Annotated in this window: 15 protein-coding genes; 8 read left to right on the forward strand and 7 right to left on the reverse strand. The window is 66.7% G+C overall.

The features are described from left to right. Positions 1-54 precede the first annotated feature (54 nt). Together xoxF and AC1D12_RS09905 are read right to left on the reverse strand one after the other, a co-directional pair. Positions 55-1,797 carry a PQQ-dependent ethylene glycol dehydrogenase XoxF gene (xoxF, locus tag AC1D12_RS09900; protein WP_465112243.1) on the reverse strand — a complete coding sequence of 581 codons (1,743 nt, stop codon included), beginning with the start codon at positions 1,795-1,797 and terminating at the stop codon, positions 55-57. After that, on the reverse strand, positions 1,733-2,221 hold the full coding sequence (locus AC1D12_RS09905; protein WP_477825657.1) for a hypothetical protein: 489 nt from the start codon (positions 2,219-2,221) through the stop codon (positions 1,733-1,735). The genes xoxF and AC1D12_RS09905 overlap by 65 nt, the downstream gene beginning before the upstream one ends. Before the next feature lie 25 nt (positions 2,222-2,246). On the opposite strand from AC1D12_RS09905, the gene AC1D12_RS09910 reads away from it, so the two are divergent. The 7 genes from AC1D12_RS09910 to AC1D12_RS09940 all read left to right on the forward strand — a co-directional run bounded on the left by AC1D12_RS09910 (position 2,247) and on the right by AC1D12_RS09940 (position 8,653). Then, complete coding sequence (locus AC1D12_RS09910) at positions 2,247-2,960, forward strand: ABC transporter ATP-binding protein (RefSeq protein ID WP_477840187.1); 714 nt, start codon at positions 2,247-2,249, stop codon at positions 2,958-2,960. Between the two features lie 134 nt (positions 2,961-3,094). After that, positions 3,095-4,066, forward strand: coding sequence for a PQQ-dependent catabolism-associated beta-propeller protein (locus tag AC1D12_RS09915; protein ID WP_477825658.1), 972 nt, complete (start codon positions 3,095-3,097; stop codon positions 4,064-4,066). After that, positions 4,063-5,232 carry an ABC transporter substrate-binding protein gene (locus AC1D12_RS09920; protein WP_477840170.1) on the forward strand — a complete coding sequence of 390 codons (1,170 nt, stop codon included), beginning with the start codon at positions 4,063-4,065 and terminating at the stop codon, positions 5,230-5,232. The genes AC1D12_RS09915 and AC1D12_RS09920 overlap by 4 nt, the downstream gene beginning before the upstream one ends. 74 nt (positions 5,233-5,306) lie before the next feature. Further along, positions 5,307-6,104: an ABC transporter permease gene (locus tag AC1D12_RS09925; RefSeq protein WP_477840189.1), complete on the forward strand. Its 798-nt coding sequence runs from the start codon at positions 5,307-5,309 to the stop codon at positions 6,102-6,104. Next, positions 6,101-7,069 carry a Bug family tripartite tricarboxylate transporter substrate binding protein gene (locus tag AC1D12_RS09930; RefSeq protein ID WP_477840172.1) on the forward strand — a complete coding sequence of 323 codons (969 nt, stop codon included), beginning with the start codon at positions 6,101-6,103 and terminating at the stop codon, positions 7,067-7,069. The genes AC1D12_RS09925 and AC1D12_RS09930 overlap by 4 nt, the downstream gene beginning before the upstream one ends. After that, complete coding sequence (locus AC1D12_RS09935) at positions 7,056-8,015, forward strand: sensor histidine kinase (protein ID WP_477840175.1); 960 nt, start codon at positions 7,056-7,058, stop codon at positions 8,013-8,015. Before AC1D12_RS09930 ends, AC1D12_RS09935 begins: the two co-directional genes overlap by 14 nt. Beyond that, complete coding sequence (locus tag AC1D12_RS09940; RefSeq protein ID WP_477840177.1) at positions 8,012-8,653, forward strand: response regulator; 642 nt, start codon at positions 8,012-8,014, stop codon at positions 8,651-8,653. Before AC1D12_RS09935 ends, AC1D12_RS09940 begins: the two co-directional genes overlap by 4 nt. A 42-nt stretch (positions 8,654-8,695) precedes the next feature. On the opposite strand, the gene AC1D12_RS09945 is transcribed toward AC1D12_RS09940, so the two are convergent. The 5 genes from AC1D12_RS09945 to AC1D12_RS09965 form a co-directional block, all read right to left on the reverse strand. Beyond that, the gene (locus AC1D12_RS09945) at positions 8,696-9,283 is read right to left on the reverse strand and encodes a hypothetical protein (RefSeq protein ID WP_477829338.1); all 588 of its coding nucleotides are present in this window, start codon (positions 9,281-9,283) and stop codon (positions 8,696-8,698) included. A gap of 116 nt (positions 9,284-9,399) precedes the next feature. Then, complete coding sequence (locus tag AC1D12_RS09950) at positions 9,400-9,825, reverse strand: hypothetical protein (RefSeq protein ID WP_477840179.1); 426 nt, start codon at positions 9,823-9,825, stop codon at positions 9,400-9,402. A gap of 273 nt (positions 9,826-10,098) precedes the next feature. Beyond that, a complete protein-coding gene (locus tag AC1D12_RS09955) occupies positions 10,099-10,611 on the reverse strand; it encodes a hypothetical protein (protein WP_477840181.1) in 513 nt (170 codons plus the stop codon). 2 nt (positions 10,612-10,613) lie between these two features. Beyond that, positions 10,614-11,192: a tlde1 domain-containing protein gene (locus tag AC1D12_RS09960; RefSeq protein WP_477829141.1), complete on the reverse strand. Its 579-nt coding sequence runs from the start codon at positions 11,190-11,192 to the stop codon at positions 10,614-10,616. A 25-nt stretch (positions 11,193-11,217) separates the two neighbouring features. Then, complete coding sequence (locus AC1D12_RS09965; RefSeq protein WP_477840183.1) at positions 11,218-12,234, reverse strand: transglutaminase family protein; 1,017 nt, start codon at positions 12,232-12,234, stop codon at positions 11,218-11,220. A gap of 391 nt (positions 12,235-12,625) precedes the next feature. Here AC1D12_RS09965 and AC1D12_RS09970 point away from each other — a divergent pair. Then, a partial coding sequence (locus AC1D12_RS09970) for a TonB-dependent receptor (protein WP_477840185.1) occupies positions 12,626-13,976 on the forward strand: 1,351 nt, incomplete at its 3' end.

The following is a 13,976-nucleotide window of genomic DNA, read 5'->3' on the forward strand; positions in this document are numbered from 1 at the left end:
GTTCCCAGGTTGTCTCGATTCTTCTTCTTGCTTCTTGGGTTCGATTCCTGCCGATCAGTTCGGCAGGGCAAACACCGTCAACGAACCACCCAGTTCGGTGTACTGGGCCAGTTCCTTGTAGCCGCCGACGGCGCCCAGGCCATCCTGGTCCTTCTCGAGGCCTGCGGCCATGCCGATGCCGGCCCAGCCGCCGATGCCCGAGAACACGCCGATGTACTGCTTGCCCTTGTGCTCATAGCTGAACACGTTGCCGATGATCCCGGAGGGCGTCTTGAACTTGAAGAGCTCCTTGTTGATGTCCTTCTTGTCCACGCACTTCAGGTAGCCCTCCAGCGTGCCGTAGCAGCTGAGCCCGCCGGCGGTGTTGAGCGCGCCGCTCCAGACCGAGAACTTCTCGGCATGGCTCTGCACGATCTTGCCGGTGCCGGCATTCCAGGTGATGTAGTTGCCCATGCCGCCGTGGCTGCCCGGGGCCGGGAACATCGACAGCGTGGCGCCGACATACGGCTGGCCGGCGGTGTACTCGACCTTGAACGGCTCGTAATCCATGCAGACGTGGTTGGTCGGCACGTAGAAGAGCTTGGTCTCGGGGTCGTAGGCGGCAGGCTGCTGGTCCTTGCTGCCGAGTGCCGCCGGGCAGATGCCCTTGGTGTTGACGTCCGCCCCGTTCTGCGCGGTCGAGTACTTGGAGACGACCTGCGGGCGGCCCGTCTTCATGTCGACGTGGGTGGCCCAGTTGACCTGCGGGTCGTACTTTTCGGCGACCAGCAGCGCACCCGTCACGCGGTCCATCGTGTAGGCGAAGCCGTTGCGGTCGAAGTGCACCAGCGCCTTGGTCGGCTTGCCCTTCACGTCGATGTCGGCCAGGATCATCTCGTTGATGCCGTCGAAGTCCCACTCGTCGAACGGCGTCATCTGGTAGACCCACTTGGCCATGCCGGTGTCGACGTCACGCGCGAAGATGGTCATCGACCACTTGTTGTCGCCCGGCCGCTGCGACGGATTCCAGGTCGACGGGTTGCCGGTGCCGTAGTACATCAGGTTCAGCGCCTTGTCGTAGCTGTACCAGCCCCAGGTGGTGCCGCCGCCGGTCTTCCACTGGTCGCCCTTCCAGGTCTTGACCGACGAATCCTTGCCCACCGGCGCCATCGCGCCGTTGGTCCAGGTCATGGTCTTGTCGGGGTCGACCAGCATCTCGGCGTCGGGGCCGACGCTGTAGCCCTTCCAGGCCAGCTTGCCGTCCTTCAGGTTGTAGGCCGCGATGAAGCCGCGCACGCCCCATTCGCCACCGCTGATGCCGGTGATGACCTTGTCCTTGAAGATGTGCGGCGCATTGGTGTTCACCGCACCCAGCTTCGGGTCGCCGTTCTTCACGCTCCACACGACCTTGCCGGTCTTGGCGTCGAGCGCGAGCAGCATGCTGTCGGCCTGCTGCAGGATGATCTTGCCTTCGGCATAGGCCAGCCCGCGGTTCACGGTGTCGCAGCACATCTGCGGGATCACCGCCGGGTCCTGCTTCGGCTCGTACTTCCAGAGGATCTTCTGGCTGTCGAGGTCGATCGCGAAGACCTTGTTCGGGAACGGCGAGTGCAGGTACATGGTGCCGTCGATCACGAGCGGCGAGCCCTCGTGGCCGCGCAGCACGCCGGTGGAGAAGGTCCACGCGACCTGCAGCTTGCCGACGTTGCCGGTGTTGATCTGGTTGAGCTTGCTGTAGCGCTGGTTGTACATGTCACCAGCCTGCATCGCCCAGTTCTTGGAGTTCGCGATGTTCTTCTCCACGTCTGCATTGGCCATTGCCAACGGCGGCAGAGCAAGCAACACCATGCCCAAATGACGCCAGATGCGCCACCTTGACTGACCGGAATTTCGCATCGAAGTCTCCTGTTTTATGAAGTGAGCAGAGTCCGGTCGCGAGAACCCACCAACCCAGCGACCCACGGAACTCGGCAAAGGACTCCAACCGCAAGTTTTGCGCCCATGCGCCCTCCAGGGATTGCCCGAAGAGGGAAAACCCAGGTTTCGCTCCGCGCCCGTGACGGTGATGTTCCGGAATTGAAATCGCGCTGACACCTTGCGCCGAATTCGTGGCATCCACGTTCGGCACAGAGTGTTTCAGGGCCGCGCCGCGGCGTGACGGAGATGGATCAACGCCCGGGGGCGCGATGGCGTTGCACTGCAGCATGGCRTGGGCCCGCGTATTGCTGTATTCCTGCTTCATGACCCTCGCGACGCACCCCTCGACGATGCTGCGGACCACCGGCCTGACGAAGCGCTATGGCGATCGCGCCGCGCTCAAGTCGTTGTCGCTGAGCGTCGGGGCAGGACAGTTCGTCGCGCTGCTGGGCCCGAACGGCGCCGGCAAGTCGACCTTGTTCCAGCTGCTGACCGGCCTGTTCGCGGCCGACGAAGGCGAGGTCGAGGTGGCCGGCCATTCGCTGCGCCGTGCGGCCGCCTCGGCGCTGCGCCAGATCGGCGTCGTGTTCCAGMAGATCTCGCTCGACCTTGACCTCAGCGTGCGCCGCAACCTGCTGTTCCAGGCCGACCTGCACGGCCTGCCGCGCCGGCTGGCGCGCGAGCGCATCGATGCCGGCTGCGCGCGGCTGGGCCTGGGTGGCGAGCTCGACCGCAAGGTGCGCGAGCTGTCGGGCGGCAACCGCCGCAAGGTCGAGCTGGTGCGCGCCGGCCTGCACCACCCGGCGGTGATGCTGATGGACGAGGCGACCGTCGGGCTCGACCCGAAATCCCGCCAGGACCTGCTGGCGGCCCTGCGCAGCGACGTGCAGGAGCGCGGCGTCTGCGTGCTGTGGGCGACGCACTGGGTCGAGGAAGCGGTGGCCGCCGACCGCGTGCTGGTGCTGCACCGCGGCACGCTGCTGGCCGATGGCTCGCCGGCCGAGGTGACGAGCGCGCTCGGAGAACCGACCCTGGAGGCGGGATTCATTGCCCGCACGGCCTGATGAACCTCACACCCCCCACCGTTCGCCCTGAGCAGGGACTGAGCCAGTCGAAGTCCCGTCCGTCGAAGGGTTGTGCCCGGCGCGCGCAGGGCCTTCGGCAGGCTCAGTCTCACCCTTCGACAAGCTCAGGGCGAATGGGATCTCTTTGCCGCCACCTTGGCGCCGCCTGGGCGCTGATCGCTTGCTGCACTGCCGCATCGGCGCAGGGCACCGCCTACGTGTCGAGCGAGAAGGACGATGCGCTGACGGTGATCGACCTCGCGACGCTGACGGTGAAGGGCACCGTGCCCACCTGCAAGCGCGGCCGGCACATCCAGCTCACGCCCGATCGCAAGATCATGGTGGCCTGCACCGACGCCAACGCGGCCGACGTGATCGACCCGGCCACCGGCAAGTCGCTGCGCCGCGTGCCGCTGGGCGACGAGCCGGAGGCGTTCGATCTCTCGCCCGACGGCAAGACCGTCTACGTGTCGAACGAGGACGCCGGCGAGGCCAGCTTCATCGACGCCGCCAGCGGCAGGAAGCTGCAATCGATCAAGGTCGGCCAGGAACCCGAGGGCGTGAAGGTCAGCGCCGACGGCAAGACGCTGTACGTGACCTCCGAGGTCGCGAGCCTGATCCACGTGATCGACGTGGCCAGCGCGAAGATCACCAGCAACGTGAAGGTCGGCAAGCGGCCCCGCCGCATGGCGCTCACGCCCGACGGCAAGGAGCTGTGGGTGACCAACGAACTGGGCGCAAGCATCAGCATCATCGCGACGGCCACGCACACCGTCACCGCCACCATCCCGCTGGAAGTGAAGGGCGCCCGCGCGACCGACATCACGCCGGTCGGCATCCTGATGTCGCGCGACGGCAAGCGCGCCTTCGTTGCGCTGGGCAAGGCCAACCACGTCGCCTTCATCGACGTGGCGAGCCGCAAGACCACGAACCTGGTGCTGGTGGGCAAGCGTGCCTGGAACGTGGCGATCGACAAGGCCGAGGCCCGGCTGTTCGTCGTCAACGGGCTGAGCGATGACGTGACCGTGGTCGACGTGGCGGGCGCCAAGGCGATCAAGAGCATCCCGGTGGGCCGCGTCCCGTACGGCGTGGCGATCGTCGAATGACACGCGGCCTGGCCTGCAGCCTTGTCACGCTGATGTTGTGCGCTGCCACCGCGTCGACCGCCGCAGCCGCCACGCTGAAGGCCACGCTGATCGTRCCGGGCGACGACCTGCGGCTGGAACGCTCGCGGCTGGAGCGCGCCTACCTGGGCCACACCGGTGGGCCGGCCGCCGACGGGCTGCAGGTGGCGCTGGACGAGGGCAGGTTCGAGCTCGAGGCGGCCGGCGCCGCGGTGGCGCTGAGCGTGGTGAATGCCGACACGCCCGACGCCGCGCGCGCCGCCGCGCAGGCGGCCGAGAAGGCCGGCGCGGCCATCGTGCTGACCGACCTGGGCACCGACGCCACGCTGGCGGTGGCCGACGCGGTGAAGCTGCCGGTGCTGAACCTGGGCGACGCCGCCGACCGGCTGCGCCAGCAGGATTGCCGCGCGCGGCTGTTCCACCTGATCCCCAGCGAGCGCATGCGCGCCGACGCGCTCGCACAGACGCTGGTGTCGCGCAAATGGAGCAAGCTGCTGCTGCTGGTCGGCAGCACGCCGCAGGACCAGCTGCGCGCGGCCACCGCGCAGGCCTCGATCAAGCGCTACGGGCTGCAGGTGGTCGCGACCAAGCCCTACAAGCTCTCTGCCGACCCGCGCGAGCGCGACCTCGCCAACCCGCTGCTGCTGACCGCCGGCACCGCCTACGACGCGGTGTGGGTGGTCGACAGCAACGGCGAGTTCGCGCGCAGCCTGCCGTACCGCATCGTGCTGCCGCGGCCGGTGGTCGGCGACGCCGGGCTGGTGGCGCTGGCCTGGCATGCGCAGTTCGAGCGCTACGGGGCGCCCCAGGTGTCGCGCCGCTTCGCGAAGGCGGTGAAGCGGCCGATGACCGACCACGACTGGGCCGCCTGGATGGGCGGCAAGGCCTTGATCGCGATCGCCGCCGCCGAACCGAAGGGGCCGAACGCCGCGTGGGCGAAGGCGCTGGCTGCGACGCCGGTCGACGGTTCGAAGGGCGGCAGCCTGAGCTTCCGGCCGTGGGACGGGCAGCTGCGCCAGTCGATGCTGCTGACTGACGGGCAGGGCGTGATCGCACAGGCGCCGATCGAGGGGCTGCTGCATCCGACCGACGTGCTCGACACCTTGGGCGCCGATGCCCCGGAGAAGCTATGCAAAGCGACGCGGTGAAACCTGTGACGCCTCCTGTCCTCGCAGAGGCCGGGCCGGCAGCGCGCCACGGCATCGCGCATGCGCTGCAAGCGATGCAGGCGATCATCGTGCGCGAGCTGTTCAAGTTCTCGCAGCAGACGGGCAGGCTGGTCTCGGCACTGGTGCGGCCGCTGCTGTGGCTGGCCGTGTTCGCCGCCGGCTTCCGCAACGTGTTCGGCGTCGCGATCGTCGAGCCGTATGACACTTACATCCCGTACGACGTCTACATCGCACCGGGCCTGGTCGGCATGGTGCTGCTGTTCAACGGCATGCAGTCGTCGCTGGCGATGGTCTATGACCGCGAGATGGGCCTGATGCGGCTGCTGCTCACCGCGCCGCTGCCGCGCGCGTGGCTGCTGTTTTGCAAGCTGTGCGCGACCGCGCTGCTGTCGGTGCTGCAGGCGCTGGCCTTCGTCGTGGTGGCGATGCTGCTGGGCACCGAGCTGCCGCTGTTCTCGTGGGCCGGCCTGCATGCGCTGCTCGCGCTGGTGTGCGGCGCGCTGATGCTGGGGGCGCTGGGCCTGCTGCTGTCGGTGCACATCAAGCAGCTGGAGAACTTCGCCGGCACGATGAACTTCGTGATCTTTCCGATGTACTTCCTGTCGACCGCGCTCTACCCGCTGTGGAAGCTGCAGGAGTCGGGCGCCGAGTGGGTGTACCAGGCGGCGCGCTTCAACCCGTTCACGCACGCGGTGGAGTGGATCCGCTTCGCGCTGTACGGCAAGGACCCGGGCGCCGCACCGTGGGTGGTGCTGGGCTGCCTGGTCGTGTTCTTTGCCGTGGCCTGCTGGGGCTACGACCCGCAGCGCGGCTTCGGTGGTCTCGCCAAACGGGGTGGGGGGCCGGCATGACCGTCACCCGCCGCCGCTTGATCGGCAGCGCCGCCGCGCTCGGCGCGTGGCCGCTGGCGCGCGCGCAGTCGCCATACCCGTCGCGCCCGATCGCGCTGTGGATCCCGTGGCCGGCCGGCGGCGCGACCGACATCTCGCTGCGCCTGCTGGCCGAGCTGGCCTCGCACCACCTGGGCCAACCGGTGATCACCGAGAACCGCGGCGGCGCCGGCGGCACGCTCGCGATGCCGGTGCTGCAGCAGGCCGAGCCCGACGGCTACACGATCGCRCAGCTGCCGCAGCCGATCTTCCGCGCGGTGCACACGCAGAAGGTGCTGTGGGACCCGATCCGCGACGTGACGCCGATCATCCAGGTCTCGGGCGTCACCTTCGGCGTGCTGGTCAGCGCGTCCAGCAAGTTCCGCAAGCTCGACGACCTGTTCGCCTATGCGCGCCGCAACCCGGGCCGGCTGACCATCGCGACCAACGGCGTCGGCACCACGCCGCACGTGGTGCTGGAGGAGCTGTTCACCGCGCGCGGCCTGAAGTACATCCACGTGCCGTACAAGGGCACCTCGGAGCAGATGATCGCGGTCGACAACGGCCAGGTGATGGCCGGCGTCAACTCCACCGGCTTCGGGCCCTCCGTCGATTCGGGCCGGCTGCGCCTGCTCGCCACCTTCGCCGCGGAGCGCTCGAAGCGCTGGCCGCAGGTGCCGACGCTGCGCGAACTGGGCCACGACATCGTCGCGATGTCGCCCTGGGGCCTGGGCGGGCCACGCGGGCTGCCGGCCGAGGTGGTCACGGTGCTGCACGATGCGTTCAGGAAGGCGATGTTCGATCCGCTGTTCATCCAGGAGCTGGCCAAGTACGACCAGCTGATCGACTACCTCGGCCCGGCGGACTACGCCGAGGTCTGCCGCCAGCAGTTCATCAAGGAGGGGCTCATCGTCGAACGCATGGGCCTGACGCGTGGCGGCAGCTGAGCGTCGTTCTCTCGGCGATGCTGCCGTCGTCGTGCTCGCGACGCTGGCGAGCTACGGCCTGGCGTCGTTTTTCGAACTGAGCGAGCGCGTGCAGCGCTGGGCGCTGCCGCTGGAGCACTGGCAGGCCGACGAGCTGCCCTTCAGCCTGACGGTGCTGGCCGGTGGCTTGGCCTGGTATGCGCTGCGCCGCGTGCGCGACGCCCGCGCGCAGCTGGCGCTGCGCGAGCAGGCCGAAGCGCAGGCGCGCGAGCTGCTGATGCACAACCAGGAGCTTGCGCGCCAGCTGATCGCGGTGCAGGAGAGCGAACGGCTGGCGCTGGCCCGCGAGCTGCACGACGAACTGGGGCAGGGCTGTGCCGCGGTGCGTGCCGAGACGGCACTGATCCGGCTGTGCGGCGCGGCCGACCGGGCGGCCACGCTGGCGTCCGCCGAGCGGGCCGACCGCGCGGCGCAGCAGCTGTACCAGGCGGTGCGCGGCATGCTGCGCCGGCTGCGCCCGGCCAACCTCGACGAGCTGGGCTTGATCGCCGCGCTGCAGGAGCTGTGCGAATCGTGGGAGGAGCGCAGCGGCGTGCCCTGCATCTTTCACCACGAGGCGCTGCCGCGGGAGCTGGGCGATGCGGTCGACATCGCGCTCTACCGCGTGACGCAGGAGGCCCTGACCAACGTGATGCGCCATGCCCGCGCGAGCGCGGTGCGCGTGAAGCTGGGCCGCAGCGCGCAGGGCGAGTTGCAGCTCAGCGTGGAGGACGATGGCCGGGGCATGGACCTGGCTGCCGCCACGCGCGGCCTCGGGCTGCTGGGTGCCACCGAGCGGGCCGCGGCCCTGGGCGGCGAGCTGGAGGTGCACGCATCGCCCGGTGCCGGCGTGCAGCTGGTGCTGCGCGTGCCGATGCCGGCCGCGTCCCGGCTGGCCGATGCGCTGCCCGAGAAGGCGCCCGCATGATCCGCGTGCTGCTCGCCGACGATCACCCGGTGGTGCGCAGCGGCTACCTGCGGCTGCTCGACCAGGCGGGCGACATCCGGGTGGTGGCCGAAGCCGGGGATGCCGATGAGGCCTGTGCGGCCTTCATCGCGCTGCAGCCCGACGTGCTGGTGACGGACCTCGCGATGCCCGGCGGCGGGGGCCTCGAACTGCTGCGCCGCGTGCTGCTGCGCGACGCGCAGGCGCGGTTGCTGGTGTTCAGCATGCACGACGCGCCGGTGCTGGTGCGGCGTGCGCTGCAGGCCGGCGCGCGGGGTTTCCTGACGAAGGCGAGTGCGCCCGAATGCCTGGTCGACGCGGTGCGCGAGCTGCATGCGGGGCGCCGCTACCTGGGCCGCGAGCTGCCGCCCGGTTTGCTCGAACGTGATCCGCACGACGAGGCCGGCCGGCTGGCCGAGCTGAGCGCACGCGAGTTCGAGGTGTTCCGGCTGCTCGCGCAAGGCCACTCGGCCGGCGAATGCGCCGAGGCGCTGAAGCTGAGTCCGAAGACCGTGGCGAACCTGCAGACGGCGATCAAGGAGAAGCTCGGTGTGGCGACCTCGGCGGCGCTGGTGCACCTGGCGATACGGCATCAGGTGATCAGTACGGCGGGGGTTTAGTGGGAGCGCGGCTTCTGTCTCAGGCCGCAGAGACAGGTGGTGCTATGTCGCAAGCACGCGAGCCGCGGTGAGATCTCCGGCTGCTCTGAGTGCCGCCAGCTTGATTCCAAGCTTCGCCGACATCTCATCGAGGATTGCGAGGGTCAGGCGCTCACCTATCAATCGCTGCGAGTAGCGCGATGTGTCTTCAAAGGGCAGCGGGATGCCACGATTGACGAAATGCCATCCATCGTCCTCCTTCCATGCGTGGACGCGCCGGACCGATGCCCCTCCACGGAAGAACTCGAAGGCTGTAGATGGATGGTGTGAGTCAGCCAGGTCGGCACTGATGAACAGGGCTTCCAGTTGAGAGTGGTTCCTCGTCATCGCATTGACGAGGGTGTACCACCCGTCATCCATGCGACTGACGAAACCAGTCCACGCGTCGCATTCGGGTGAGCTGAAAAAGAGACCGCCAGGCGCGCCATCGCGGGCCGGCAACTCATGCAGGACTGCATCAAGGCCTTGCGCAGGAGGCAGGTCGCGCCAGCGAGCGGGAATGCTCCTCGAAGCAAGAACGGCTTGAGCCGCAACGCACGAATCCTCCATCCTGGCGTGGAAGAAGGCGATGACCAAGCGGGCTGATTTCATGTGCCGTTCAGGGGTGGGGTGTGCCGAATTGATCTATCGCGTTCGGGTCATCGGTCATTCTCCGCGATGCAATCGGTGATCGAGCGCGTCGCAGATGATCGGTCCGTGCAGGAGCTTCACAGGGCTTCGCGACGCATGACTGCTATCCCGGCAACTCCGCAGAACACCAGGGCAATGATTGTTGCGGCCAGTGCGCCGAGAGTAGACAACGCCAGTCTGGCTGACGACGGCGTATGAATTCCAGGCGGGCCGGAGAACCAGAACGTTGCGCAGAGACCGAGCGCGGCGCCAATCAGCGCAGCGATCGCGACACATCGCCACGTGGTCAGGCGCCGAATCCGCTGAAGAACGAGTACGACAGGTGTTCCGATGCAAAGGCTCAGAAAGTAGCTCAGCGGCAGAAGGGCAAGCAGGAACTCGTCTATCAGTTTCCCGGCATGTCCCGGACCTGATGTGGGGTAACCGGACCATGCGAATGTGGCGAGAACGTACAGCAATGGCGCACTCATCGGCGCCACCAGAGCAGCCAGTACGGCTTTCATGTCTCAGTTTCTTCTAGGGTCGACATTCGCGGGGACCTGGGGCTCTTCTTCCTTGGGCAATGTCTTGAAGCCCGAGGCGATCTCGTCGTACGACGGGCATTCAGCCGAAGTTGTTCGAAGCTTTCTGCCTCGGTATGCGCAGGAGAGATCTCGGCCCTGCCATCAAAAGCGCCGACCCGAAGATGGTCGATCGGTAGTGGCGTCGAGCTACTTGGAGCATTCGCATTCAGCCTTGTATCGTTCGATGATCGTCTTGGAATGCAAGAGCTTGCACTACCGATCGAACGACTCCTTTTGAATCCGATAGGTAGTCTCCTCAAGCACGTCCTCGGGGGCCAAGCTGCTGGCAAGCATGCGTTTGATCACGCGATCCCGACCGAAAACGATGGTTGCAACAAATCCCTCTGCTCCGTCGCCTCCGCGAAGGACAAGATGGTAGGACTCCCGCTTCGGGATCAGCTTGGCAGTTCGAACGTTGGTGAGGCCGCGGAATGACGATCGGGGAACAACGAGTTGTCGACCATTCACGGCAATCTCCAGTCTCGTGACGAGACTGCACGGGCTGTCTCGTGCTGCACACTCTCGCTCGACGAGCGCCGAAGCATCGAGTGATCCCGTCGCTCCCGATATCACAGTCGTGGCCACCATCGCGCGTACGGATTGCTTGGCGCGAGTTCCCTCAACGGTGACCTGTCCGCCTGCCGGCACCTCCACGGCGCGATCGTCAATTGCGAACGCAGCGCTTGCAAGCAACAATCCAAAAACGAGACCGGAAAGCGTGCGCATGGCTATGGAACGACACGGAGCGCGCGATCTTGGCTTCCGCCAATCAGGTCTCGAATGCTCCTGGGTTGAATAATGCATCCTTCTGATGCTGATCGATTCCCAGCGCTGTTGTCGCCATGGATAAGGAAGCCGGATCGACCATGCATCCAGTTGCCCGCCTCCGGGGTGAGACGCATCGAGCCGGGCAAACTCAAGCCAGCCCCCGTGATGTTGTTCTGCTGTTGACCGATTGTGTAGGTACCAGCCGGCAACGGACCAACCGACGGAATGAGATCGAGCGCAGGGTTGTTCACTCCCGCGCCATGGCCGGCGTACATGGGTCCGCCGATCGGCTGCGGGGGGCCTCCACCGAGATTGGCTGTAGGTTGGTAATACATCTGGCCAGTTGATTGGACATAGACCCACTCGAGTCCCGCGGGATCAATCCGGGTGATCGGGTTTCCTCCGACGTAGGCGTACGTGTTGATACCTCCGGCAAGGCCGATGGGATCTGGTTGCGTGTAGTGCGCCGCCGTGCCTTCGTGCAGGGAGGTCAGGGCCAGCATGACCACACAAAGCTTGAGATCGATTCGATGGAACATCTTCAGTTCTCCAGGTCGCATTTGTCTACAAAGACTTCTTGGCATCCTCGACTCGCCTGAGATAGGCGGACTCGGCTTCCGGGCTGCTGGGGCGCCAACCGAGCGATTGCGCGCGTTGATCCCATTCCATGGCCTCTCGCATCAAGTCCTGGTACTTGAGCCGCTCCTTCAATGTCATCCGTGGATCGGGGCTGTTGTAGTCGAACATGTAGGAGACCTCGGCCATCCAACCGTAGGTTGCTGCGAGGTGCAACATGCCGTTGACGTGCCTCGGTGCATGGCGCAGCGAGAGCAGCGCCAGGTCCACGCGAGGCTGCAGAACGCCGTTCGCTTCATAGAACTCGAGCAAGGTGTCGACGATCTGGACTGCCGCCTCCTTCTTTGACAGCGGCCGCATGTAGATGCCGGTTCGCAAAGACAGATCGGTCATCTCATAGAGCTGTCGCATCCAGGCATCGCGAGCGAATCCGCCGCCGCTTGTCGTCTCGATGTTGTAGAGCTGCCCGCGCTCGTCGCGGTACTTGACGAAGATGTGCCTGGGCACCGTCGCCAGCGTCACGTCCAGGCCGATCCTTTGACCGAGGACGACGAACAGGCTCGGCATCGACACGCAGTTCCCCTTGTGGCTGTCGAGATAGCTGGACAGTAGCTTGTTGCGAATGTTCTGACCCAGAGGGTCGTCGAGGTCGTACTGGAAAGGGCGGTTGTCGTTCCACGGGCCTGCCACGTACAGATACTTCTTCAGGGCCTCCACCTTCACCCTGCTGTTCGCCGCCATGACGGGGAACATTGCTTTGAGCTCTCCCGCCATGCCATCGAGTCGCTTCAGGTTGGCGGGGACGTCGATGCTCGGGTCGATCATTCGTTGCAGGGAGAGAGTGAATTCGCCGAGGTCGAGCACCTCATCCGGCTTCTCGAGTTCTGCCTTGATCGATTGAAAGTGCGCAGTGAATGCCACAGGCTTCGGCAGGGGCGCGTTCTGGGCGAACGCTGCTGCGCAACCGAGCAGCAGCGCAGCCATACAGGGTGAGAGGATCTTCATGATCTTTCCGCATGTTGAATGCGCACGCGCCATCCGGGCGCACGCCATGAATCTCGCCGTGCACCGACTCGAGTCAGTGGCACCGCAAGTGCTGATACGTCGTGGATGTCGCGCGCAAAGAACTTGCGCTGACGGGCTGTGCCGACCGTGTGGCGAGCATGCCGCTGAGGTTGCGCCCAGTGAGGCGCCGAAAGTGCCCGCAATCTACTCGCGGGACGAAGGCATCGTCAAGACCGGTCCGATGGGACAGATCGCCCTTGGTGTTAACGAGCAGCGCGGCCGGGAATTTTTCCCTGGGCCGCGCGGACCCCGCTGGTTAGCGTGGGGCACCCACCACCCGGACGACTCCCGCAACTCCGAGACAAGGACAACACACCACCGGAGACCTGAGATGCATCACCCCCGTGCGAACGCTGCGTTGCTGGCATTGACAGCCCTCGCGCCCGCCGCTTACGCGCAATCAGCTTCGACGCCGGCTTCGACATCGGCGGCGGCCCCGCCCGTCGTCGTGCTGCCCGAGGTCGAGATCGTGCAGACCACGCCCGTGCCCGGCACCGGCGTGCCCAAGGACCAGATCCCGTCCAACGTGCAGACCGCCACCGACCGGCGGCTGCGCCAGCTGCAGAGCCTGAACCTGCCCGAGTTCATGCGCACGCAGCTGCCCAGCGTCAGCGTCAACGAGGTGCAGGGCAACCCGTACCAGATGGACGTGAACTACCGCGGCTTCACCGCCAGCCCGCTGCTCGGCACGCCGCAGGGGCTGTCGGTGTTCCTCGACGGCGTGCGCGTCAACGAGCCGTTCGGCGACATCGTCAACTGGGACCTGCTGCCGCGCGCCGCGATCGCCAACATCACGCTGCTGCCGGGCTCCAACCCGCTGTTCGGGCTGAACACGCTGGGCGGCGCGCTCTCGATGCAGACCAAGAGCGGCGACACGCACCCGGGCACCGGGATCGAGGTCGAGGGCGGCTCGTTCGGCCGCATCAGCACCGAGCTGACGCATGGGCGCAAGCTCGGCGAGACCGGCCACCTGTTCATGGCCTTCGGCGCGCTCAACGAAGACGGCTGGCGCGACGAGTCGCCGTCGCGGGTGCGGCAGCTGTTCGTCAAAGGCGGGCAGCGCAGCAGCAGCTTCTCGTGGGACCTGAGCCTGGGTCATGCCGACAACCAGCTGGTCGGCAACGGCGGGTTGCCCGAATCGATGCTGGCGCAGCGCCGCGAGCAGGTCTACACCCGGCCCGACCTGACCGACAACGAGGCGACGCTGCTGACCTTCAACACCACCGCCACGCTGGGCCCGCAGTGGGAGATGGCGGCGACGGCCTATGCGCGCCGCAACCGCGCGTCGACGCTGAACGGCGACCTGAACGACGACTACGATCCGCCCGCCGTCGAGGAAACCGGGGTCGAGAACCGCACGCGCACGCGCACCGACAGCGAAGGTCTCGCGCTGCAGGCGACCTGGAATGCACGGCCGCACCGGCTGACCTTCGGGCTGTCGCACGACCGCTCGCGCAACCATTTCGAGCAGACCGAGGCCGAGGGCGAGCTGGACGCGAGCCGCGCCGTGATCCCGACCGAAGACGCGGAGGTCAATGCCAGGATCTCCGGCCGCAGCCGCACCACGAGCGTGTATGTCAGCGACCTGGTCGCGCTGCGGCCGAACCTGCAGCTCACGCTGTCAGGCCGCTACAACGACACCCGTGTCCGCACGGTCGACGATGGCCGCATCGAGCTCGGGC

The sequence above is a fragment of the Rhizobacter sp. P1_G5 genome, assembly GCF_056405435.1.